This is a genomic window from Lentzea sp. NPDC003310, from assembly GCF_040610935.1.
GTDB lineage: Bacteria > Actinomycetota > Actinomycetes > Mycobacteriales > Pseudonocardiaceae > Lentzea.
Genome location: NZ_JBEXNC010000026.1, coordinates 92,236 through 115,610, shown reverse-complemented (window position 1 = coordinate 115,610; position 23,375 = coordinate 92,236). Strand labels below are relative to the sequence as shown.

20 protein-coding genes are annotated in these 23,375 nt (G+C 70.6%); 6 read left to right on the top strand and 14 right to left on the bottom strand.

Annotation, left to right across the window (positions count from 1 at the left end):
- Positions 1-114: 114 nt before the first annotated feature.
- The 8 genes from ABZX02_RS39845 to ABZX02_RS39810 all read right to left on the bottom strand — a co-directional run bounded on the left by ABZX02_RS39845 (position 115) and on the right by ABZX02_RS39810 (position 9,317).
- Entirely contained in the window at positions 115-996 is an 882-nt protein-coding gene (locus ABZX02_RS39845) for a hypothetical protein (RefSeq protein ID WP_355306614.1), read from the bottom strand.
- A gap of 66 nt (positions 997-1,062) precedes the next feature.
- Positions 1,063-2,196: an imidazolonepropionase gene (gene hutI / locus ABZX02_RS39840; protein ID WP_355306612.1), complete on the bottom strand. Its 1,134-nt coding sequence runs from the start codon at positions 2,194-2,196 to the stop codon at positions 1,063-1,065.
- Positions 2,193-3,467: a formimidoylglutamate deiminase gene (locus ABZX02_RS39835; protein ID WP_355306610.1), complete on the bottom strand. Its 1,275-nt coding sequence runs from the start codon at positions 3,465-3,467 to the stop codon at positions 2,193-2,195. The genes hutI and ABZX02_RS39835 overlap by 4 nt, the downstream gene beginning before the upstream one ends.
- On the bottom strand, positions 3,464-4,633 hold the full coding sequence (locus ABZX02_RS39830; RefSeq protein WP_355306608.1) for an allantoate amidohydrolase: 1,170 nt from the start codon (positions 4,631-4,633) through the stop codon (positions 3,464-3,466). The genes ABZX02_RS39835 and ABZX02_RS39830 overlap by 4 nt, the downstream gene beginning before the upstream one ends.
- Positions 4,633-6,279 (bottom strand): urocanate hydratase, encoded by a 1,647-nt coding sequence (hutU, locus tag ABZX02_RS39825; protein WP_355306606.1) that lies wholly within the window; start codon positions 6,277-6,279, stop codon positions 4,633-4,635. The genes ABZX02_RS39830 and hutU overlap by 1 nt, the downstream gene beginning before the upstream one ends.
- Entirely contained in the window at positions 6,276-7,781 is a 1,506-nt protein-coding gene (hutH, locus tag ABZX02_RS39820; protein WP_355306604.1) for a histidine ammonia-lyase, read from the bottom strand. The genes hutU and hutH overlap by 4 nt, the downstream gene beginning before the upstream one ends.
- A gap of 73 nt (positions 7,782-7,854) precedes the next feature.
- Entirely contained in the window at positions 7,855-8,793 is a 939-nt protein-coding gene (locus ABZX02_RS39815) for a hypothetical protein (protein WP_355306603.1), read from the bottom strand.
- Positions 8,790-9,317 carry a SigE family RNA polymerase sigma factor gene (locus tag ABZX02_RS39810; protein WP_355306601.1) on the bottom strand — a complete coding sequence of 176 codons (528 nt, stop codon included), beginning with the start codon at positions 9,315-9,317 and terminating at the stop codon, positions 8,790-8,792. Before ABZX02_RS39810 ends, ABZX02_RS39815 begins: the two co-directional genes overlap by 4 nt.
- A gap of 113 nt (positions 9,318-9,430) precedes the next feature.
- On the opposite strand from ABZX02_RS39810, the gene ABZX02_RS39805 reads away from it, so the two are divergent.
- Genes ABZX02_RS39805 through ABZX02_RS39785 form a run of 5 tightly spaced genes read left to right on the top strand, consistent with a single transcriptional unit; the run spans position 9,431 to position 13,467 of the window.
- Positions 9,431-10,216, top strand: coding sequence for an IclR family transcriptional regulator (locus tag ABZX02_RS39805; protein WP_355306599.1), 786 nt, complete (start codon positions 9,431-9,433; stop codon positions 10,214-10,216).
- A 36-nt stretch (positions 10,217-10,252) separates the two neighbouring features.
- Positions 10,253-10,675 carry a MarR family transcriptional regulator gene (locus ABZX02_RS39800; RefSeq protein WP_355306597.1) on the top strand — a complete coding sequence of 141 codons (423 nt, stop codon included), beginning with the start codon at positions 10,253-10,255 and terminating at the stop codon, positions 10,673-10,675.
- Positions 10,676-10,685: 10 nt separating this feature from the next.
- The gene (locus ABZX02_RS39795) at positions 10,686-11,531 is read left to right on the top strand and encodes a haloalkane dehalogenase (protein ID WP_355306595.1); all 846 of its coding nucleotides are present in this window, start codon (positions 10,686-10,688) and stop codon (positions 11,529-11,531) included.
- A gap of 5 nt (positions 11,532-11,536) precedes the next feature.
- Positions 11,537-12,514: a GNAT family N-acetyltransferase gene (locus tag ABZX02_RS39790; RefSeq protein WP_355306593.1), complete on the top strand. Its 978-nt coding sequence runs from the start codon at positions 11,537-11,539 to the stop codon at positions 12,512-12,514.
- Positions 12,511-13,467 carry a GNAT family N-acetyltransferase gene (locus ABZX02_RS39785; protein WP_355306591.1) on the top strand — a complete coding sequence of 319 codons (957 nt, stop codon included), beginning with the start codon at positions 12,511-12,513 and terminating at the stop codon, positions 13,465-13,467. Before ABZX02_RS39790 ends, ABZX02_RS39785 begins: the two co-directional genes overlap by 4 nt.
- A gap of 30 nt (positions 13,468-13,497) precedes the next feature.
- On the opposite strand, the gene ABZX02_RS39780 is transcribed toward ABZX02_RS39785, so the two are convergent.
- From ABZX02_RS39780 to ABZX02_RS39765, 4 genes are read right to left on the bottom strand one after another with little or no spacing between them, the layout of a single operon-like run.
- Positions 13,498-14,397 (bottom strand): ABC transporter substrate-binding protein, encoded by a 900-nt coding sequence (locus tag ABZX02_RS39780; protein ID WP_355306589.1) that lies wholly within the window; start codon positions 14,395-14,397, stop codon positions 13,498-13,500.
- Complete coding sequence (locus ABZX02_RS39775; RefSeq protein WP_355306587.1) at positions 14,394-15,059, bottom strand: ABC transporter permease; 666 nt, start codon at positions 15,057-15,059, stop codon at positions 14,394-14,396. Before ABZX02_RS39775 ends, ABZX02_RS39780 begins: the two co-directional genes overlap by 4 nt.
- 6 nt (positions 15,060-15,065) lie before the next feature.
- The gene (locus ABZX02_RS39770) at positions 15,066-15,704 is read right to left on the bottom strand and encodes an ABC transporter permease (protein ID WP_355306585.1); all 639 of its coding nucleotides are present in this window, start codon (positions 15,702-15,704) and stop codon (positions 15,066-15,068) included.
- On the bottom strand, positions 15,701-16,783 hold the full coding sequence (locus tag ABZX02_RS39765; RefSeq protein ID WP_355306583.1) for an ABC transporter ATP-binding protein: 1,083 nt from the start codon (positions 16,781-16,783) through the stop codon (positions 15,701-15,703). Before ABZX02_RS39765 ends, ABZX02_RS39770 begins: the two co-directional genes overlap by 4 nt.
- A 194-nt stretch (positions 16,784-16,977) precedes the next feature.
- On the opposite strand from ABZX02_RS39765, the gene ABZX02_RS39760 reads away from it, so the two are divergent.
- Positions 16,978-18,528, top strand: coding sequence for a bis-aminopropyl spermidine synthase family protein (locus ABZX02_RS39760; RefSeq protein WP_355306582.1), 1,551 nt, complete (start codon positions 16,978-16,980; stop codon positions 18,526-18,528).
- Here the strand turns inward: ABZX02_RS39760 and ABZX02_RS39755 are convergent.
- Positions 18,490-21,591, bottom strand: a complete 3,102-nt coding sequence (locus ABZX02_RS39755) for an EAL domain-containing protein (RefSeq protein WP_355306580.1) — start codon at positions 21,589-21,591, stop codon at positions 18,490-18,492. The two genes, ABZX02_RS39760 and ABZX02_RS39755, sit on opposite strands and share 39 nt — an antisense overlap.
- A gap of 303 nt (positions 21,592-21,894) precedes the next feature.
- Positions 21,895-23,091 (bottom strand): NADP-dependent malic enzyme, encoded by a 1,197-nt coding sequence (locus ABZX02_RS39750; RefSeq protein ID WP_355306578.1) that lies wholly within the window; start codon positions 23,089-23,091, stop codon positions 21,895-21,897.
- Between the last annotated feature and the right edge of the window lie 284 nt (positions 23,092-23,375).

Here is a 23,375-nt window from a genome sequence, read left to right as displayed (position 1 = left end):
GGCGTGAGGTCGCGAAGCCCGGCGAGTCGCGCACCTCGATGACGGTCTTGCCCATCTGCTCGGACCAGGCGCGCGCCTTGGCCACGTTCGCGGGGGTGGGAGTGGGAGTAGCGGCTACTCCCACTCCCACCGCACTCCATAGATCCCGGGCTTCGAGTTCCGCACGTGGATGTGCGTCGACGCCGTCGTCCCGATCCACAGGTCGTTCAGAGCGGTCTCCGGCTCGTGCAGCGACGGCCGGGCGAACTGGAAGCAGCGCGCGGGCACCGCGTCCGGGTGGAAGCCGATCTGCAGCGTGTAGTCGTTCACCGGGCGCAGGAACCGCCGGTCGCAGACCTCGCTCTGGGCTCCGGGTCTCATCCGGACGGTGTAGTCGATGAGCGCCGTCTCCCCCGCGCGCAGCATCCGGTCGAAGAGGATCTCGGCGACGAGGAACCCGGTCGAGTCCTCCCCGCGCACCCTCCCGAGCCGGCACGGCGGTCCCGCCTCGATCGACGGCACACCGAGGTCCGTCGCGTCGGCCAGCTGGATCGCGAGGAACCGGTCGACCCCGTCCTCCAGGGCTTGGACCACGCCCGTGACGTGGGTCGAGACCTCCCGGCGATCCGCCCCGACGAGCAGCCGGTCCTGGACGCTCAGGTACGTCGTGGCGGTCGGCTGCAGCCGGTCGATGCGCGACATGACCTCACCGAGGTCGGTGGCCCGCGAGTCCCACATGTCCTCCAGGGACAGCGATTGGTCCACCCAGCGCCCCCGCGGCCGCTTGTCGCCCAGCCGGTCGGTCAGGAAGCCCTCGCCGAGCTCGAGCAGTTCCTCCAGGGCGGCGACGACCTTCAACGACTCCGGGCGCTCCGGACGGCTGCGGCCGCGGCGCCAGTAGGACAGCGTCGAGATGCTGACCTGCATGCCCCGCGCGGCCAGGTGGTGCTGGATGCGCTCGAGGCTCAGGCCGCTGTTGTCGACGGCTTTCGTCAAGGCCTCCGCGAAATCCACCACGGGGACACCGTACGGCCCCGCACCTTCCGCCAATAGGCCCACACGGAGGGTAATGAGACGCCAGTCTCAAATGGCGCGTACGCCCCGTTGCCACACAGAGTGCGTCAACGGGACTCCCGGACGGTAGGCCAGATGCGTGATCGAAGGCGCGTCCAACACGTGCAGGTCAGCCCGCGCACCAGGCCGGATGACGCCGACGTCGTCGCGTCGCAGCGCCCGCGCACCACCTGCGGTCGCCGCCCACACCGCCTCTTCGACGCTCATCCGCATCTGCAGGACCGCTGTCGTCACGCAGAACGCCATCGACGAGGTGTAGGACGAGCCGGGGTTGCAGTTGCTGGCGAGCGCGACCGTCGCACCGGCGTCGAGCAGCGCGCGGGCGGGCGGCAGCGACTGCCGGGTCGACAGGTCGCACGCCGGCAGCAGCGTGGCGACCGTGTCCGACGACGCCAGCGCGTCGACGTCGGCGTCCGACAGGTACGTGCAGTGGTCCACCGAGGCTGCGTCGAGCTCCACGGCCAGCCGCACGCCGGGGCCTTCGCCGAGCTGGTTGCCGTGCACGCGCAGGCCCAGTCCCTTGGCCGCGGCCGCCTCCAGCACCGCCTTCGACTGGTCGTAGTCGAACGCGCCCTTCTCGCAGAACACGTCCGCCCAGCGCACGAGCGGTGCGACGGCGTCGAGCATCTCGCCGCGGACCAGCTCCACGTACTCGTCCGCGTCCGTGCCGGGAGGCACGAGGTGGGCGCCGAGGAACGTGACCTCGTCGGCCTGCTCGGCGGCGATGCGCGCGGACCGCACCTCGTCGGCGACGTTCAAGCCGTAGCCGGTCTTGGTCTCGACGAACGTCGTGCCCTGCCGCAGCGCCTCGGCGATGTGCTTGCGCACCACCGCAGCCAGCTCCTCGTCGGACGCGGCACGGGTCGCGTTCACGGTCACCGCGATGCCGCCCGCCGTGTAGGGCTTGCCGGCCATACGAGCGCCGAACTCGGCGGTGCGGTCGCCCGCGAACACCAGGTGCGTGTGGCTGTCGACCCAGCCGGGCAGCACCGCGCGGCCCTCGACGTCGACCCGTTCGTCGGCGGCGGGAGCGTCCGCGGCACTGCCCACCCAGGCGATCTCCGCGCCGTCGACCACCAGCGCGTCACCGGCGGACTCGCTGTTCGTGGTCAGCTCACCGATGCCGGTGATCAGCACGCTCATGCCCACAGCTCCTCGATCGCGTCCGCCAGCAGCCTGCCGACGTCTCCCAGGGTCTCGTGCGCACCACCGGAGGCCACCACCCGGCCTCCGACGACCACGGTGTCCACATCGGACGCCGTGGCGGAGAGCAACACCTGCTGCGGCAACGACCCCGCGGTGCGCGGTGTCGAACAGCTGATCGCCACGAGGTCGCAGGGCGCGCCGACCTCGATCCGCCCGCCGTCCCAGCCGATCGCCGAGTGGCGGGTGGCGGCGTCGAGCAGCTCGGACGGCGAGAACCGGCCACGCTGACCGGTCCGCAACCGCTCGTTGTGCTCCAGCGCCCGAGCCTCCAACAGCGGGTCGACGACCGCGTGCTGGTCGCTGCCGAGAGACAACGGGCTGCCCGCGTCGGCCAGTTCGCGCGCCGGGCCGATGCCGTCGGCGAGGTCCGCCTCGGTCGTCGGGCAGAAGCACGCGCCCGTGCCCGACGAGCCCAGCAGCGCGATGTCCTCGGGCGCCAGGTGCGTGGCGTGCACGGCCGTGGTGCGCGGTGACAACGCGCCGGCCTCGTGCAGCAGACCGGTCGGCGTCAGGCCGTAGGCCGCGAGGCAGGCTTCGTTCTCGGCGGGCTGCTCGGAGAGGTGCACGTGCAGCGGAGCGTCCGGGAACGCCTGCGCGACAACGGAGAGCTCGGCCCGCGGGACGGCGCGGACCGAGTGGATAGCGGCACCGACGCGCATCACGTCGTCGGACTTCAGCTCGGCGACCCGCGACGCCCACGCCTCGGCCGTGCCGTCGGAGAACCGCTGCTGCACCTCGTTCACGGGCTGGTCGATGCCGCCCGCGAGGTAGCAGGTGTCGAGCAGCGTCAGCCGGATGCCCGCGTCGGACGCGGCCTCGCGCAGCGCGTACCCGAACTCGTTCGACCGGTCGTGGACGTAGTGGAACTCGCCGACAGCCGTCACGCCCGCGAGCGCCATCTCGCCGTACACCGCGCGGGCCAGGCGGTAGTACGACTGCGGGGTGAGGCGCGAGGCCAGCGCGTACATGCCTTCGCGCCACGTCCAGAACGTGCCACCACCGTCGTGCGTCCGGCCGCGCAACGCCCGGTGGAACGCGTGCGAGTGCGCGTTCGCGAAGCCCGGCACCACGACGCCGTGCAACCGCCGCACACCCAGCGGAATCGTGTCCACAGTGGACACCGACGAGATCACGCCGTTCTCGACCCTGACGAGCACGCGCTCGGCGAGCCCGGAGGGCAACCAGGCCCGCTCGCACCAGAAGTTCATGAGCCGAGGTGTTCGATCGTGGCGGCGAGCGCGCGCACGCCCTCGTCGACGTCGGCCTGCTCGGCGAACTCCTCCGGCGCGTGGCTCACGCCGGTGGGGTTGCGCACGAACAACATCGCGGTCGGCACGTGGTCGGCGAGGATGCCCGCGTCGTGCCCCGCACCGGTCGGCAGCGCCGGAACGCCACCGAGCGCCCCCGCGATGTCGTCGCGCAGCGCGCTGTCGAAGTGCACCGTGTCGCCGTACGACTCCTCGGTGATCCGCAGCTCGCACCCCTCCTCCTTGGCGGCCTGGTGCGCCGCCTCGGAGATCTCCGCGACCATCGCACGCGTGCGTGCGTCGTCGCTGTCCCGCGCGTCCAGCCAGACGTCCACCGTGGACGCGATGACGTTGGTGCCACCGGGGTTGGGGACGAGCCTTCCCACGGTGGCACGGCCGCCACCCCTGGCCGCCTTCCTGGCGGCGAGGACGAGCTGGGACGCCGGGAGCATCGGGTCGCGGCGGTCCTCGATCAACGTCGCCCCGGCGTGGTTGCCCTCGCCGGAGAACGAGAAGCGCCACCGGCCGTGCGCGAGGATGCTCGACGCCACGCCGACCGGCACGGTCAGGCCGCGCCCCTGTTCGACGTGCAGCTCCACGAACTGGCCGATGCGCTTCAACGCCCGTTCGTCGCGCCCGACCAGCTCCGGGTCGTACCCGGCGGCCTTCATGGCCTCGGCCAGCGTGACGCCGTCCGGGTCCTTGAGCGCCAACGCCTTCTCGGGCGCGATGGCGCCGGTGAGCAGCCTCGACCCGAGGCAGGCGACGCCGAACCGGCCGCCCTCCTCCTCGGCGAAGACCGTGATCGCGAACGGCCGGCCGGGCGTGAACCCCTTGGCCTGCAGGAGGTCCACGGCCTCCAGCGCCGACGTCACCCCCAGCGGGCCGTCGAACGCCCCGCCGCCGGGAACGGAGTCCAGGTGACTGCCGGTGATGAGCGCGTTGTCGCCCCGCTCGCCCCACCAAGCCCAGAGGTTGCCGTTCTGGTCGGTCTCCACGTTGAGACCGCGCCGGACCGCCTGTTCCACGAACCAGTGCCGCAGCTCCAGTTCGGGCTTGTTGTACCCGTGGCGCGAGTAACCCCCGCGCTTCGGGTCCCTGCCGACGTCCGCGATCTGGTCGAGCATCAGCCCTCCATAGGAATGCGGACGCCCTTGTCCGCAGCCACGGTCTTCGCCTCGTCGTACCCGGCGTCCACGTGCCGGATGACGCCCATGCCGGGGTCGTTGGTCAGCACGCGCTCGATCTTCTGCGCGGCCAGCTCGGTACCGTCCGCGACCGTCACCTGACCGGCGTGGATCGAGCGGCCGATGCCGACACCACCACCGTGGTGGATCGACACCCAGGTCGCACCACTCGCCGTGTTGACCAGCGCGTTCAGCAACGGCCAGTCCGCGATCGCGTCGGAACCGTCGGCCATCGCCTCGGTCTCGCGGTACGGGGAGGCCACCGAGCCGCAATCGAGGTGGTCGCGGCCGATGACGATCGGCGCGGACAGCTCGCCGTTGGCGACCATCTCGTTGAACTTGAGGCCGGCGAGGTGCCGTTCGCCGTAGCCGAGCCAGCAGATGCGGGCGGGCAGGCCCTGGAACTCGACGCGCTCGCCGGCCATCTTGATCCACCGGTGCAGCTGCTCGTTCTCCGGGAACAGCTCGAGGATCGCGGCGTCGGTCTTCGCGATGTCGGCCGGGTCGCCGGAGAGCGCGGCCCAGCGGAACGGGCCCTTGCCCTCGCAGAACAGCGGGCGGATGTAGGCGGGCACGAAGCCGGGGAACGCGAACGCGCGGTCGTAGCCGCCGAGCTGCGCCTCACCGCGGATCGAGTTGCCGTAGTCGAACACCTCGGCGCCGCGGTCCTGGAACCCGACCATGGCCTCGACGTGGTCCGCCATCGACTTGCGGGCGCGGTCGGTGAACTCGTCCGGCTTCGCGGCCGCGTAGTCCTGCCACTCCTCCAGCGAGACACCGACGGGCAGGTACGCCAACGGGTCGTGCGCCGACGTCTGGTCCGTGACGATGTCCACGGCGACCTCGCGACGCAGCAGCTCGGGCAGGATCTCCGCCGCGTTGCCCACGACACCGACGGACACGGCCTCACCGGCGGCCTTGGCGGCCAGCACGCGCTCGATGGCGCTGTCCAGGTCCTCGGCGATCTCGTCGAGGTAGCGGGTCTCCAGCCGGCGCTGGGCGCGGTGCGGGTCGACCTCGATGCACAGTGCGACGCCCTCGTTCATCGTCACGGCGAGAGGCTGCGCACCGCCCATGCCACCCAGTCCGGCGGTGACGGTCAGGGTTCCACGCAGCGTCCCGTTGAAGCGCTTGGTGGCGACCGCGGCGAACGTCTCGAACGTGCCCTGGAGGATGCCCTGGGTGCCGATGTAGATCCACGAGCCGGCGGTCATCTGCCCGTACATCGTGAGGCCCTCGGCCTCCAGGCGGCGGAACTCGGGCCAGTTCGCCCAGTCCGGCACGAGGTTCGAGTTCGCGATGAGCACGCGCGGCGCCCACTCGTGCGTGCGCATGACACCGACCGGGCGGCCGGACTGCACCAGCAGCGTCTCGTCGGCCTCGAGGTTCTTCAGCTCACGGCTGATGGCGTCGAACGACGGCCAGTCGCGCGCGGCCTTGCCCGTGCCGCCGTAGACGACGAGGTCCTCGGGGCGCTCGGCGACGTCCGGATCGAGGTTGTTGTGGAACATCCGCAGCGCGGCCTCGGTGGACCAGTTCTTCGCGGACAGTTCGGTGCCGCGGTCAGCACGAACGGTGGTCATCACAGGGCTCCACTTCGGATGAGGGCCTCGGCGGCGGCGATCTCGGGCGCGAGGTGCCGGTCCGGGCCGGGGCCGAGGACGGTCTCGCGGAGCTTCGCCACGGCGGCGGCCGTCGCGGGGGCGGGCTTGAGGGGCGCGCGCAGGTCGAGTGCCCGTGCGGCGGTGAGCAGTTCGATGGCCAGCACGGTCGTGAGACCGTCCACGGCCTTGCGCAGCTTGCGAGCAGCAGACCAGCCCATCGACACGTGGTCCTCCTGCATCGCGGAGGACGGGATCGAGTCCACGGACGCCGGCACGGCCAGTCGCTTGAGCTCGGACACGATCGCGGCCTGCGTGTACTGGGCGATCATGTGGCCGGAGTCGACGCCGGGGTCGTCGGCGAGGAACGGCGGCAGGCCGTGCGAACGCGAGACGTCGAGCATGCGGTCGGTGCGGCGCTCGGCGATCGAGGCCACGTCCGCGAGCGGGATGGCCAGGAAGTCGAGCGCGTAGGCCACAGGCGCGCCGTGGAAGTTGCCGTTGGACTCGACCCGTCCGTCCGCGAGCACGACGGGGTTGTCGATCACGGACGCCAGCTCGCGGTCGGCCACCGTCGCCGCGTAGGCCACGGTGTCGCGGGCCGCGCCGTGCACCTGCGGCGAGCAGCGCAGCGAGTACGCGTCCTGCACGCGAGTGCAGTCGGGGCCGCGGTGCGAGGCGACGATCTCGGAGTTCTTGAGGAACGCGAGCATCCGGGCGGCGGACAGGTTCTGGCCGGGGTGCGGACGCAGGGCGTGCAGCTCCGGCTCGAAGACGCGGTCGGTGCCGAGCAGCGCCTCGACGCTCATCGCGGCGGTGAGGTCGGCGATGTCGAGGAGGCGGGTCAGGTCGGCGATCGCCAGCGACAGCATGCCGAGCATGCCGTCGGTGCCGTTGATCAGCGCGAGGCCTTCCTTCTCGGCCAGCTGCACCGGCTCGATGCCCGCTTCGGCCAGTGCCTCGGCGGCGGGCACCAGTTCGTCGCGCGAGTTGCGGACCATGCCCTCGCCCATCAGCGCGAGTGCGTTGGCGGACAGCGGCGCGAGGTCACCGGAGCACCCGAGCGACCCGAACTCGTGCACGACCGGCGTGATGCCGGCGTTCAGCATCCCGGCCATCGCGTCCACAGTGGACAACCGGACGCCGGTGTGGCCGGTGGCGAGCGTGCGCAGGCGCAGCAGCATCAGCGCCCGCACGACCTCGCGCTCGACCTCGGGACCGGACCCGGCGGCGTGCGAGCGGATCAGCGACCGCTGCAGCTGGGCGCGGCGGTCCGGCGGGATGTGCCGGACGGCGAGCGCGCCGAACCCGGTCGAGACGCCGTAGGTGGGGCGTTCGGCCGTGGCGAGCTGTTCGATGTGGCCGCGGGCGGTGGTGACCGCCTCGCGGGCCGCCGCGGTGATCTCCACCGGGGCGCCGTCGCGGGCGACGGCATGAACGTCCTCGAGGGTCAGAGGCTTCGGACCCAGCTCCACCGGTTGTCGCATGCAGACATCAGACCGCTCCGGGGCCGAGTCAGCGACCCCGGAGCGGGTGATGGTGTCTGGGATGCCAGACGGGCTACTTCTTGCGGATCCAGCCGGTGTCGACGTTCGAGGCGATCTCGACGTCGTTCGCCATCGCGACGATCTCCGCGTCCGGTTTGTCGGCGGGCGAGCTGCTCACGGTGATCCAGAGATCACCCTCCTGCACGACGAGCGTGCCGCCCCCCACGATGACGCCCTGCTTGCCGCGCACCTCGACGGGCACGCTCGGTGCGTCACCGGTCTCGGGCTTGCTCTTGCCGACCGTCACCTCGAACGGGCCGCGGCCGGGCGAGTACCGGGCGTTCCACTCGCCGGGGCTCGTCCCGCTGAACACGACCGCCGGCTTGCCCTTCACCTTGAACGGTGCCTCGAAGACGGCGTTCGAGTCCGCGCGCACCGAATCGGCGACGCGCAGCGCCGTTCCCTCCGGGTCGGCCACGCGGTCGACCCGGACGACGAGCACGTCCTGCGCCTTCCACTCCACGACCGCCTGCTCGCCGGACGCCTGCACACGGGCTTTGAGCCCGCGCACCGTCACGTCCCGCCACTCGCCGATCTGCGAGGAGGAACCCTGGCCGCTCGACAGGGTGACGCTCGGCCCGCCTCCGTACCCGTCGGCGGGGGCGTTCGCCGGCACCCAGCCGCGCTCGGTCGACCCGTCGTTCGCGGAGCGGAAGGTCTCGACGAACCCGTCCGGCAGCCAGTGCGGCTGGTACTTCAGCGCACCGGGGGCGCTCGGCGTGAGCGCGGCGGCGGCGTCGTTGGGCAGCGGCGGCGCGTACCTGTCGCTCGCCACCAGTCCGCCGAAGACCAGGACCGCGACGGCGGCGACGCCGGCCGTGGCGATCAGGAAGATGTTGTTCCGCTGCCTCTTGCGCTTGCGCCGCAGGGCGTTCAGCGTCGGGCCCGGATGTGGAGTGCGTTCGGCCAGCTGGCCGAGTGCCTCCTTGATGAGCTGTTCGGTGTCGTTCACGACAGGCCCTCCCCGAGCCGCAACCCGACACCAGCGGGCTCCGGCGTGTGGTCCATGCGGAGTGTGGCCAGCGCACGTGAGATGTGGCTGCGCACGGTTCCCTCGGCACAACCGAGCATCTGTGCGATCTCCGAGTCCTCGTAGTTCTCGTAGTAGCGGAGCACGACCGCGGCCCGCTGTTTGCGGGGCAGCTTCGCGATCCGCTGCAACATGGCTTCCCGCTCGTCGTAGTGGTGGGTCGTGTCGCCGACGGGCGGGGTGACAGACTCGAGGGTCGTCATGCAGAGAGCGACGTCCTTCGCGGCCCTGCGCCTGCGCCACGAGAGGTACTCGTTGGTCACCATGCGCTTGACGTAGGCGTGAGGGAGGTCGACTGAACCGATGCGTTCCCACTTCTGCTGCGCGCGCAGCAGGACTTCCTGGACCACGTCCTGGGCCAGGTGCGGGTCACACGTGAGCACGGTGGCGTAGCGCAGCAACGGGGTCACCTGTTCTGCCACGAAGTCATCGAAACTCGGTGTCAATCCCGACCCCCTTCAAAACCGTCACACCCCTCAGACGCACGCGGAGCCTGTTCTGTTGAGTGTGCCCTGATGTAGTAACGGCGTGGGCTGCATCACGTGGGAAAATCACGGTTGTGGGCAGCAGCAGTGACGTTCCCGCGCTCCGGCGCGGGCTGGCGGTGCTCCGGCTGCTGGCGGGCAGACCCGGACCCGTCTCCGCGGCGTCGGTCGCGCGCGAGCTGAATCTCCCCAGGTCAACGACCTACCACCTGCTCTCGGAGCTGACCGAGGCCGGCTTCGCGACGCACTTCCCCGAGGAGAAGCGGTACGGCCTGGGCGTCGCCGCGTTCGAGCTCGGCTCGGCCTACCTGCGCCACGACCCGCTGGAGCGGCTTGCTCGCCCGCTGTTGCGCAAGCTCGCCGATCGGATGGAGAAGGTCGCGCATCTGGGTGTCCTGCACGGTCCGGAGGCCCTCTACCTGGTACGCGAGCAGCCCCGGCAGCCGCAGTCGATCGTGTCCGACGTCGGCGTCCGGCTGCCCGCCCACCTCACGGCTTCGGGCCGCGCGATGCTCGCCCATCTGCCTCCGGCACAGGTCAGGGCGCTGCTGCCGTCCGTGGACGCGTTCGTCGACCGCACCGGCCGCGGCCCGCACAACCTGCCGGCGCTGCGGCGCCTGCTCACGACCGAGCGCCGTCAGGGGTGGGCGGTCGAGGACGGGTTCGTGACGGCCGGGTTCGCCTCGGTGGCGGCGCCGGTCTTCGACCACGGTGAGCGGCCGATCGCGGCCATCACGCTGACGTTCCGGCACCTGTGCGACACGCCCTGCGGCCAGACGTGGCCCGACCTGGCCAAAGAGGTGCGCAAAGCGGCCGAGGAGCTCACCGTCCGGATCGGCGGGCACGTCGCGGCAACTTAGTCGCCATGTACATAGTAGCCATGTACCGTATCTGCCATGAGCAGTGCGGAACCGACGCCTGGACACCTCGTGTGGCGCCTGGCGATGAAGTGGCGAGTGGCCGTTGACCGCGCGTTGGACCCCCTCGGGCTGACGCACGCGCAGTACGTCGTGCTGTCGTCGTTGGCCGCCCTCGACCGGCCCTCACAGCGCGAACTGGCCGACCACACCGGTCTCGAACCGCTCTACGTCTCGAAGCTGGCGCGCTCGCTGGAGGCCGCCGGGTTCATCTCGCGCACCCGCGACACCGTCGACACCCGCACCATGCGGCTGGCGCTGTCCCCGCACGGCCTCGAAGTGGTCGAGCCCGCCATCGCGACGGTCCGCGCACTGATGGACCGCCTGCTGACGCCGCTGGGCGAGCGGACGTCCGCCTTCTCCGCCGAACTGCGCGACCTGCTCGCCGTTCCCCTCGACTAGGAGCACCCCGATGCCCGTCGTCCCCGTCCTCGACTCGACGATGCACTACGAGACGCACGGCTCCGCGCCGTTCGTGTTCCTGCACGGCAATCCCGCGTCGTCGCACATCTGGCGCAACGTCTTACCGGAGCTGGGCGGCCTCGCCCCCGATCTGATCGGCATGGGCCGCTCGGGCAAGCCCACGATCGACTACTCGTTCGACGACCACTCCCGCTACCTCGACGCGTGGTTCGACGCGCTCGGCCTGGACCGGGTGGTCCTGGTCGGCCACGACTGGGGCGGCGCGCTGGCGTTCGACTGGGCGGCCCGGCACCCGTCCCGCGTCGCCGGCATCGCGTTCTTCGAGACGATGCTGAAGCCGTTGCGCGGCAACGAACTCCAGCCCGCCGCCCGGGAACGGACGCGCCGGCTGCGCTCACCGGAGGGTGAGCAACTGGTGCTGGACCAGGACACCGTCGTCCGGCAGGCTTTCACCGGCGGCGTGCGGACGCCCGTTTCGGACGAGGACCTGGCCGTGTACCTGGCGCCGTTCCCCGACCGGGAGAGCCGCCGGCCGGTGCTGGCCTGGGTGCGACAGCTGCCGGTCGACGGCGACCCGCCGGCGCTCATCCCGCGGATGGAGGCCTACGGCTCGTGGCTCGCCACCGCGTCCGAAGTGCCGAAGTTGTTGCTGACCTTCGAGAACTCGCCGACGCTGGCCATCACGCCCGAACTGGCGGCCTGGTGCTCCGAGAACGTCGCTTCGCTGGAGGTCGTGGGCCTGGGCGACGCCGGGCACCACGCGCCCGAGGACAAGCCGAAGGAGATCGCCGCCGCGATAGCCGGTTGGGCGGAACGCAACAGTCTGGTTGCATAGCGTGCATGGGGGTTACAACAGAAGAGTTCGATCCGACCGACATTCAGGCGTACCACGAGGTCATGCTCGCCCGGTACGCGGATGACCGTCCGAAGTGGACCGCGCCGACGCTCGACGAGGTGCGGTTCCGGCTGCGCACACCGTTCCAGGGGCTCGGTCCGGCGCGCTACCTCGCGACCCGCCTCGACGGCGAGCTCGTGGCGTTCGCCGGCCTGAACTTCCCGGCCTGGCCGGACACGGCGATGGCCGAGATCGTGGTGCACCCGCGATCTCGGCGGCGCGGTGTCGGCACGGCACTGCTGCGAGCGGTGTGCGCCGAGTTCGAGGCGCGCGGTCTCACGTCGATCGAGTGCTGGCAGGTCACCGCGGACGGCGACGGCGCGAGGTGGGCAGAGAACCGCGGCTTCCGCACCATCAACACGATGGTCCTGCAGGGCCTGGCCTTCGCGGAGGCCGACAACGCTTTGTGGGACGTCCCGGTCCCGTCCGGCTACCGGTTGGCGCAGTGGACCGGCGTCACGCCGGACGACCTGCTCGCGTCGTACGCCCTGGCCCGCAACGCGATCCACGACGCGCCCACCGGCGAGCAGAACACGCCGTCCCCGACGTGGACCCCGGTCAAGGTGCGGGAGGCCGAGCAGGACTACCTGTCGCGCGGCGCCGAGCAACGGGTCGTCGTCGCGCTCGCCGCGGACGGTTCGGTCGCGGGCATGACCGAACTCGAACTGCACGACGAACGGCCGGGCCGCGCGTTCCAGCAGGAGACCTCGGTGCTGCCGGCCCACCGCGGTCACGACCTCGGCCGCGCCATGAAGGCGCACATGATCGAGTGGGTGCGCCGGGACAAGCCGCGGCTGACGCGGATCGACACCGGCACCAGCACCGAGAACGCGCACATGCAGCGCGTGAACCGGTCGCTCGGCTTCGAGACGATCGGCGACATGATCTCCGTCAACGCCCGGATCGAGGAGCTGCGAGCGTGATCGAGGAACTGGACTTCGCCACCGCGTCGGAGGAAGACCGGCACGCGCTCTTCGACGTCCTCGCGGCCTGGGTGGTCGAGGACTCGCCCGGCAAGAAGCCACCGCTCTACGAGACCTGGGCGACCAGGTGGCAGCTCCCCGACGACATCGGCTTCGCACGGCCGGACTTCGTCGTCGCACGGGAAGGCGGCACGATCGTCGGGTACGGCGAGACGCGGATCTCCGAAGCCGAGGCGAACGCGCACCTCGCCTTTGCCACCATCGTGGTGCTGCCCGACTTCCGCCGCCGAGGACTCGGCACGGCGTTGCTGCGGGCCGTGGTGCCGCTGGTGCGCGACCGTTCGTTCATCGAGGGCTGGGGCGTAGAGGCGGGCACGCCGGGCGAGAAGTTCGCCGCGGCCAGGGGGTTCCGCGTCGTCGTGTCCATGCAGAGGCAACGGCTCGACGTGGCGGAACCACCCGAGGTCGGCGGCGTGCCGGACGGCTACGAGCTCATGACGTGGCAGGGCGCGGCACCGGAGGCCGTCGTCGAGGAGTTCGTCGAGGCCCTCAACGGCATGGTCGACGCACCGGAGACCGACTCCGTGCTCGACCTGACGCGGAACACCGTCGAGAGCGTCCGGAGGGAGGAGGCCGCGACCTCGGTGGTCCGGTGGACCGTTCTCCTGCTGCACCAGGGCAAAGCCGCCGGGGTCACCGTCGTCGAGATCGACCCGGCCGTGCCCACCGTCGCCGAGCAGCTGCACACCGTCGTGCTGCCCGCCCACCGCGGCAAGGGGTTCGGCAGGCTGATCAAGGCGCACATGCTGCACCAGCTGACCGGCGTCGAGCAGATCTACACGCGCACCAGCACCGAGAACGAGCACATGATCCGCGTGAACCACTCGCTCGGCTACGTGGACACCTTCACGTACATGGGCGTGCAAGCGAGAACCGCCGACCTGCGAGCGTGACGCTCGCCGATCGGCGGTTCTCGTGGAGGGTCAGATGCCGGCGGAGGCCAGCCACTCCTTGGCGACCTTCTCCGGCTCCGGCTTGTCCGGGGCCGAGAGCTTCTCGTTCAGCTCCAGCAGGACCTTCGTGTCGAGCTTCTTCGAGATGGCGTTGAGGGTGTCGCGGACCTGCTGCGACGCCTTCTTCTCGTTGATGAGCGGCAACACGTTCTGCGCGGCGAACACGTTCTTCGGGTCTTCCAGCACCACGAACTCGTTGGCCTTGATGGCCGCGTCCGTCGTGAACAGGTCGGCCGCCTGCACCGTGTTGTCCTTCAGGCCGGCGACGGTCAGCGGACCGCCGACGTCGAGGGACTTGAACTCCTTGAACTCGCAGTTGTACTTGGCCTTCAGGCCGGGCAGGCCGTCCGCGCGGTTCTGGAACTCCGTCGGGCCGCCGAAGACGAGGTCCTTGCAGTACGGCACGAGGTCGTCGATCGACTTCAGGCTGTACTGGGCCGCGATCTGCTTGGTGACGACCACCGCGTCCTTGTCCTCGGCCTCCGACTTGTCGAGGACGATGAGGTTCTGCGGCAGCGCCTTCTTCAACGCCTCGTACACCTCGTCGGACCCGACCTGCGTCGCGTCCTTGTTGATGTACTTGAGGAGCACGCCGGTGTACTCGGGGATCAGGTCGATCGAGCCGTCCTGCACGCCCTTGTAGTACAGCTCGCGGTTGCCGATGTTGAGCTTCTTGGAGATCTTGACGCCCTTGGCGGTCAACGCCTCCGCGTAGATCTCCGCGAGCAGGCGGGACTCCGGGAAGTTGCCGGAGCCCACGACGATCGTGTCCGTCGGGGCCGGTTCGTTGTTGCCGCTCCCGGTCAGCGGATCTCCACCGCACGCCGACAAAAGCATGACCGCAGCGACGGCTGTCGCGATGCGCTTCATCTCTTCCCTCCGGTTCCCACTGGACGCAGCCCTGGCGAGACCGTCAGCCGTTGCAGGCCGGCGAACCCCAGGTCGACGAGAACGGCGAGCAGTGCCACGAGCACCGCGCCGGCGAGCATCTGTCCGAACTCCTGCAGGGCGAGTCCGTCGAAGACGAACCTGCCCAGACCACCGGCGCCGGTGTAGGCGGCGATGGTGGCGGTCGCGACCACTTGCAGTGCGGCGCCGCGGAAACCGCCGTAGATCAATGGAAGCGCGTTGGGGATCTCCACCTGGAGCAGCACGCCCGACTCGCGCATGCCGACGCCCCGCGCGGCGTCGACCGCGACCGGGTCGACGGCGCGGACTCCCGCGTACGTGCCCGCCATGATCGGTGGGATCGCCAGCAGCACCAGCGCGACGTACACCGGGAAGTCGCCCAGGCCCGCCCACAGCACCACGAGGATCAGCACGGCCGTGGTCGGCAGTGCCCGCAGCGCGTTGGAGAGCCCGACGATGACGAACCCGCCCTTGCCGGTGTGCCCGACGAACGCGCCGAGCGGGATCGCGATCACCGCCGCGATCAGCAGCGTCAGCAGCGTGTAGCCGAGGTGTTCGAGCAACCGCACCGGGATCCCGGTGCTTCCCGACCAGTGCGCGGGATCGAAGAGCCAGCCACCCACGTCAGCTCACCTCCCCGCCCGCGCCCACGGCGTGAGCAGTCGTCCGATCAGCAGCAGCAGGCCGTCCGCGAGGACCGCGAGCACGACCGTCCCGATGAGACCCGCGATGACCTTCGGGGAGTTGTCGGTCTGGTAGCCCTCGGTGAAGAGCTGGCCGTAGCCGCCGAGGCCGACGAGCGCGCCGACGCTCACCATGCTGATGTTCGACACGGTCGCGACCCGCAGTCCGGCGATCGTGACCGGCAGCGCCAGCGGGAAGTCGACGGTGAGGAACCGCCGCAACGGCCGGTAGCCCATCGCGTTGGCCGCCGCGACCACGTTGCCCGGCACGGCCGACAGCGCGTCCGCGATCGAGCGGACCATCAGCGCGACCGTGTAGATCACCAGCGGCACGATGACGTTGATCTCGTCGAGGATCTTCACGCCGATCAGCACCGGCGTGATCACGATCAGCGCGATGGACGGGATCGTGAAGAGGATGTTGGCGAACGGGAAGAGGACCGCACGCGCCGTCTGCGACCGGCTCGCCCACCACCCGAGCGGGATGGCGAGCACGAACCCGACCAGCACCGGCACGATCGAGAGTCGGAGGTGCACCTCGGTGACTTCCCAGAACCTTTCCCAGTTCTCGAAAATCCAGGTCACTTGGGGACCTCACCCGCCGCGCGGGCCTTCGCGAGGGCCTTGATGACGTCGTCGGCCTTGACCACTCCGGTGACGGCACCGGCGTCGTCGACCACGACGCCGAGCGCGGACGGTGAGCTGAGAGCGGCGTCGAGCGCGCCGCGCAGCGACGAGCCGTCGTAGAGCGAGCCGCCGGAGACCAAGTCGCTCTCGCGGACCTCGACCTCACCGTCCACACCGGACAGCCAGCCCTTGGGGCGGTTCTGCTCGTCGACGGCGAGGGTCCAGTCGGTGACGGTGATCCGGTCGCCGATCCTGGCCGTGGTGACCGGGTGCACGGGCACCTCGGCGTGCAGGAAGGTGAGGGTGCGGTAGCCGCGGTCGCGTCCGACGAACGAGGCCACGAAGTCGTTGGCGGGCGCGCTGAGCAGCTCCTGCGGCTTCGCGTACTGGGCGAGGTGCCCGCCCTTCTGGAACACCGCGACGCGCTCGCCGAGCTTGAGCGCCTCGTCGATGTCGTGCGTGACGAACACGATCGTCTTGTCGAGTTCCGCTTGCAGGCGGAGGAGTTCGTTCTGCAGGTCCTCGCGCACGACCGGGTCGACGGCGCTGAACGGTTCGTCCATGAGCAGGACGGGCGGGTCGGCGGCGAGGGCGCGGGCCACGCCCACGCGCTGCTGCTGGCCGCCAGAGAGCTGGGCCGGGTAGCGCTTGCCGAAGTTCGGGTCGAGCCCGACGATCTCCAGCAGCTCGGCCGCGCGCGCGCGGGCCTTGCGCTTGTCCCAACCGGACAGAAGGGGCACGGTCGCGACGTTGTCCAGCACGGTGCGGTGCGGGAAGAGGCCCGCCTGCTGGATCACGTAGCCGATGCCGCGCCGCAGCGTGGGCGGGTCGACGCTCAGGACGTCCTTGCCGTCCACCAGGATCGTCCCGGACGTCGGGTCGATCATGCGGTTGACCATGCGCAGCGACGTCGTCTTGCCACACCCGGAAGGACCGACGAACACCGTGATGGTGCCCGCCTCGACGGTGAGGTCGAGCTCGTCGACAGCGATGGTCCCGTCCTCGAACCGCTTGGTTACGGCCCGGAACTCGATCACCCTTCGGATCCCTCCGGTCGTGACGGTCTCCCCGATTCGGACCGCCCTGGATGTAGATCCCAAAGACCTTAACTCGTTCGGCGTACCCCGGCACAACGTTCCACGATGTGACGAGCTGCGCGTTTGAGCCGTGTCGCGACCCGTGCGCACCTTCGGCGAAGCGGGCACGTCAGACGCCGTATGGTCTACCGCTTGTGACGATCGACCAGGTCCGGCAGTTGGTGGCGGAGCGCGGCGTGCACGCCCGCAAGCTCCGCGAGGTGTTGTCCCTGCTCAGCGAGGACTGGCACCCGCTGGCCGAGCTCGTGCGCCTGCCCGCCGTGCCGCGCCGCACGGTGCAGGACCTGCTCAAGGCCCTCGGTGACGACGCGGAATCTTCAGGCGATCGTTACCGCATCGCCCCCGGCCTGGTGTCGTCCTACCGCGAGGCGTTCGGCGTCTCCGGTGTGCGCGACCACACCGAGCTGCTGCGGCAGATCCTCGTGGACATCGCCGACGTGCCACCGCCGTTGTCCTCGTTGGACCACGTGCAGGCGACGGCTGAGACCGCTCTCAACCGCGCGGTGTGGCTGAACGCGACGTACGACCTGACGGGCAGGCGCCTGCTGTGCCTGGGCGACCACGACCTGACGTCGCTGGCGGTCGCGGCGGTCAACCCGCACGTGTCGATCACGGTCGTGGACCTCGACGAGCGGCTGCTGGAGTTCATCGACTCGCGGGCTTCGGCGCGAGGGCTGGACATCCGGACGTTGCACTGCGACATGCGTTTCGGGCTGCCGCAGGCGGTCCTCGAGTCCGCGGACCTCGTCTTCAGCGACCCGCCCTACACGCCGGAGGGCATGGGCCTGTTCGCGGGCCGCGGCATCGAGGCGCTGGAGGACATCGCCTCGGGCAGGCTGCTGCTCGCGTACGGCTTCTCGGACCGCACCCCGGCCCTGGGCCTGAAGGTGCAGCAGGAACTGCAGAAGCTGGGGCTGGTCTTCGAGGCGATCCTGCCCGCGTTCCACCGCTTCGACGGCGCGCAGGCCATCGGCTCGGCCGCGGACCTCTACGTCTGCCGCCCCACGGGCCGCCGCGCGGTGTCGGGCGGCACGCGGATCTACACGCACGGCGCGCAGTCCGTGGAGTCCTCCGGCCCCTCGCAGGAGGCGTTGGCCGCGCTGTCGGACCTCGCGCCGCGCCCGGAGTCCTCGCCGCCGCCGAAGCCCCGTTCCGCCGGCTGGGCCGAACCGGTCGGCAAGGGCGCGGCCTCGCTGGCCGTCGACCTGTCCGCGGACCCCGGCCCGTGGCTGCTGCGGACGTTGCTCGCGTCCTCGCCCGCGCGGCTGGCGTGCCTGGTGCCGAACAACCACCCGGCGGTCTCGTCGGAGTCGGGGCAGAAGGAGCTCCAGGAACTGGTCGCGACGCGGTTCAAGTTGAAGTTCCTGCGCAACAACCCGGATGCCAGGACGACGATCGTCGTCGCCGATCAGGTTCTGACGGGCACGCTGTCACTGGGCGAGCGGGCGGTGCGCGAGGTGTTGATGAAGGCGCACGGCAAGCTGCGCAACGTGTGGCGCGAGGCGTTGATCACGGCGTCGCAGGGCGTGCTGACCAAGAAGCAGGCCGCCGAGATCATCGACAACGCCGCCGTGGAGCAGGCCGACCTGGAACTGCGGCTGATCGACCTGCCCAAGCACCGGATCGCGGCGCTGCTGCCGGAGATCTCAGCCAGCGCGGGGTATGTGGAGCGGACCGAGGGCTAGCACCGCGCGGAACTCCTTGGGCGGCACCGGACGCGAGAACAACCACCCCTGGTACGCGTCCACCCCGACCCCGCGCAGCACGTGGAACTGCGTCGCGGTCTCCACGCCCTCGGCGACGCACTTGCGCCCCATCGCGCGGGCCATGTCGACGACGGCGCGGGCGACGGCGAAGTCCGAGGAGTCGTTGCCCACGCCCGAGACGAAGCGCCGGTCCACCTTGATGATCTGGGCCGGCAGGTCCTTCAACCGGGCCAGCGACGAGTAGCCGGTGCCGAAGTCGTCCACGGCGAACTGGACGCCGCGCTTCACCAGCTCGTCCATCGACTGGCGCACGCGCGAGGGCAGGTCGACGAACGCCGTCTCGACCAGCTCCAGCACCACCCGTTCCCACGGGACGCCGGACTCCATGATCGCGGTCGACACGATGTCCACGAACTCCGGATCGCCCGGCACCAGGCCCGCGAGGTTGACCGCCACGGACACCGGGCGGCCGTCGGGCGCGGGCCAGGTCGCGGCCTCGCGCAACGCGGTCCGCAGCACCCAGCGGTCGAGCTCGCGCATCAGGTCGCCCTGCTCGGCGACCGGGAGGAACACGTCCGGCGGCAGCAGCCCGCGGTCGGGGTGCGGCCAGCGCACCAGGGCCTCGGCGGTCAGCACGGCGCCGTCCACCCCCACGACGGGCTGGTAGTGCAACGCGAGGCCGTCGTGCTGCAGCGCGTCGCGCAGCTGGCCTTCGAGGTGCACCTGGCGGTCGGCGGAGGCGATCAGCGCGGCGGACGCGAGCGAGACCCGGCCGGCACCGGCGCGCTTCGCCTCGAACATCGCGGCGTCGGCGAACCGGAGCAGGTCGGCACCGTTGGCGCGCGAGCCGTTCGGGACGGCGGCGCCGATCGACGCCGAGACCCGGACAAGCTGACCGTGCACGGGAACGGCGGTCCGCAGCAACGACGCGACGCGCGTGGCGAGGGCGTCGACGCCGCCGACCGAGTCGATGTCCTCGGAGATGATCACGTACTCGTCGCCGGACAGGCGGGCGGCGGTACAGCCGTCGGGCAGGCCGCCCTCCAGTCGTCGCGCCAAGGCGACGAGCAGTTCGTCGCCGGCGTCGTGGCCGAGGGAGTCGTTGACGCGCTTGAAGTTGTCGATGTCGCAGAACAGCACGGCGACCTTGGAGCGGCCGGGGCCGTCGAGCGCCTTGCCGAGGATCTCCTTCACCAGCGCGCGGTTCGGCAGGCCGGTCAGCTCGTCGTGCGTCGCCTGGTGGCGCAACGCCTCGGCGGCGCGGCGGCGTTCGGTGATGTCGAGGAACACGATCAACCAGAAGCGGCGGCCGTCGTCCTGCACGGACAGCGCGATGTGCAGCTCGCAGTACACCTTCTCGCCGTCCGGGCGGACCAGGATGCGCTGCGGGATCTTCTGCGTGCGCTCGGCGGCCCACTGCAGGCCCGGCGACGTGTCCTCGGGGTGGGTGAGCTGCTCCGCGGTCATGCCGCGCAGCTGCTCCAGCTCCATGCCGAGCAGGTCGCACAACGCGTCGTTGGCGTCGACCAGGCGCTCGCCCTCGTCGAACAGGCCGATGCCCACGGGCGTGACGGACACGAGGTCGGTGAAGCGCTGCGAGGAACGCTTCATGCGCGCCTCGGCGGCGCGCTGCTCGGTCACGTCCTGGGCGGTGCCGACGGCGAGCCGTTTGCCGCGCGGGTCGTGCACGATCATGCCGTGGCACCGGAAGATGCGCGTCGCGCCGTCGGTCGGGCGCATGACGCGGTGCTCGCACTGCACGGCGATCTCGTCGACGGAGAGCTGGCGCCACAGGTCGTCGACCCACGCGCGGTCCTCGGGGTGCACGAGGTCGAGGTAGTACTGGTAGTTGCCCGCCACGTCGGCGGGGATGCCGTAGAGGTCGCGGAGCATGTCCGACCACACGACCTCGCCGCTGGCCGGGTTCCACTCCCACATGCCGAGGCGGGCGGCCTGCTGGGCGTCGGCCAGTCTTCGCCGGTCCTCGCGCATCTGGCGTTCGAGCGCCCGCGCCTCGGTGACGTCCTGGATGGTGCCGTGGTAGCGCTCGATGCGGCCGGACGGCGAGATCTCCGCGCGGGCCCGGCACATGTAGACGCGTTCGCCGATCTCGCTGCGGACCTCGACCTCGACCGGGACGTCGTCGCTCGCGTGCAGCAGCCGGTCGCGCAGGGCCTTGACGGCCTCCTTGTCGTCCGGGTGCACGCCGCTGAGCAGGTCGTCGTCCGGGGTCATGCCCAGCTCGGCGAACATCTCCATCAGCACTTCGCTGCGGTGCACGGCGCGCGTGCCCGTCTCGTACGCCCAGCTGCCGATGCGGGCGATGCGCTGCGCCTCCAGCAGCCGCGCCCGTTCCTGGGCGAGCTCGGTGGCCGCGCGCTTGGCCTCGGTGATGTCGCGGATGTAGCCGGTGATCTTGTCCAGGGCGCCCGCGTCGTCCAGCTTCGCCTCGGCCACACCGCGGATCCACCGCAGCTGGCCGTCGGGGCGGACGATCCGGTACTCGATGTCGATCGGGTCGCCGGTGATCTCACGACCGTGCCAGTACGTCTCGACCATGTGGTAGTCGTCGGGGTGCACGACGTCGAGGACGGCCTGCGCGCCCGGCACGACCTTGGTGCGGTCGACGCCCAGCAGTTCGTAGTGGGTGTCGGACCAGACCGTCAGGCCCGTGCCGGGGTCGAACTCCCAGGAGCCCAGGTTCGCGACCCGCTGCACCTTGCGTAGGCGGCGCTGTTCGTCGCGCAACGCGTCCGCGGCGGCCGCGAGGTCGGAGACGTCGATCAGCAGGACGGCCTGCAGACCGGTGCCGGGAACGGCGTGGCGGGCGACGCGCACGGGCAGTTCGGTGCCGTCGGCGCGCAGCAGCCGCAGGTCGGAGGAGTTGCCCAGGAGCAGCTCACCGAGGGCGTGCCCGACGAGGTCGTCGGCTCCCTGGGCGTTCGCGAGCTCCACGGCGGCGGGGTTCGCCTGCATCACGACGCCCTTGGCGTCGACGAGCAACGACGGTGCGTCGGGCAGGGTCAAGCCGTCGAGCGTCATCGGAGGTTTCCCGGTCCCCGGGACAGCCGTCCGTGCACGGCCGTTCACCACCGTCGCGCGTCCCACCCACTTGGGCACCGGCCCACCCTCTCCCGCATCCACCGCCCGCGGCAATTCGGGTGGGCACGACAACGGCACCCGAACGGCGGCAAACACGAACCCTCTCCTCGGGTGAACACCCGAGGAGAGGGACGGTAGCGCTTCAGAGCGTCATCGCCCACCCCTGCACGGGTTAACGAAAAACCACGTTCGTGGTTCCGGTGCCCGTGAAGATGCAAATGAGTGGCGAATAGAAGGGCGTGATCAGGCGACTCCGTCGGCCTTCGCGGCCACGGCCACAGCCGCCGCGACCTCGGGTCCGACGCGCGGGTCCAATGCCGAGGGAACAATTCGGTCTGGGCCCAAATCATCCTTCGCGACCGCGAGAATGGCGTCCGCGGCGGCGAGTTTCATGCCTTCCGTGATCCGGCGCGCACCCGCGTCGAGAGCCCCGCGGAAAATGCCGGGGAACGCGAGCACGTTGTTGATCTGGTTCGGGAAGTCGCTGCGCCCGGTCGCCACGATCGCGGCGTGCCGGCCGGCGACCTCCGGGTGCACCTCGGGGTCGGGGTTCGACAGCGCGAACACGATCGAGTCGCGCGCCATGCTCGCGATGAGGTCCTCGGACACCTTCGACGACGACACGCCGATGAAGACGTCCGCGCCGCGCAGGGCGACGTCGATGCCACCGTCGAGGTTCGCGGAGTTGGTGACCGCCGCGATCTCCTCCTTGATCGGGTTGAGACCGGCCCGGCCCGTGCGGACGATGCCGCGCGAGTCGAGCAGCGTGATGTCACCGGCGCCGGCCGCGAGCAGGATCTTGGCGATCGCGATGCCCGCGGCGCCCGCACCGGAGATGACCACCCGCTGGTCCGCGATGCTCTTGCCGAGGACGGTGTTCGCGCCGTTGAGCGCCGCCAGCGACACGACGGCGGTGCCGTGCTGGTCGTCGTGCATGACCGGGCAGTCGAGCGCCTCGATCAGCTTCTGCTCCAGTTCGAAGCAGCGCGGCGCGGAGACGTCCTCCAGGTTGACCGCGCCGAACGACGGGCGGAGCCGGACGAGGGTCTCGACGATCTCGTCCACGTCCGTCGTGTTCAGCACGAGCGGGATGGAGTCGAGGCCGCCGAACGTCTTGAACAGCGCGGACTTGCCCTCCATGACGGGCAGCGACGCGCTCGGGCCGATGTCGCCCAGGCCGAGCACCGCCGTGCCGTCGCTGACGACGGCGACGAGGCGGTGCGCCCACGTGTACTTCGCGGCCAGGGAGGCGTCCTCCGCGATGGCCTTGCTCACTCGTGCGACACCAGGGGTGTACGCGATGGACAGCGCCTTCGGGTCAGCGAGCGAGGCGGTCGCGCCGACCTCGAGCTTCCCGCCCAGGTGCGCGTTGAAGATCTCGTCGTCCGTCAACTGCGTCGGATCGGAGTTCTCGATGCGGGCTTCGTTCACTGCTGTCACGGCGTCCCTCCTGCGGTGCGGGCGGCGTAGTGGCCCTTCAAGTAGGGCTCATCACCAAACGGCGCACCGGCCCAGCGTTGTCACGCCGGGTACACGGGGCCTGGAAACTCGGTCGACGCCCTCCGACGAGTTGCGTCAGAAAGCTGCCCGAGTGCTGCGGGTGACGGAAGTGTGGCAGGGTCGCCCGATGCTGTCTGCGGCGGGGATCACACTTTTTCCGCAGGTCAGAGGGCATATAGCAAGACGTCCGTCCGGTTTTCTGAACCGACCGGTCAGTTTCCGCT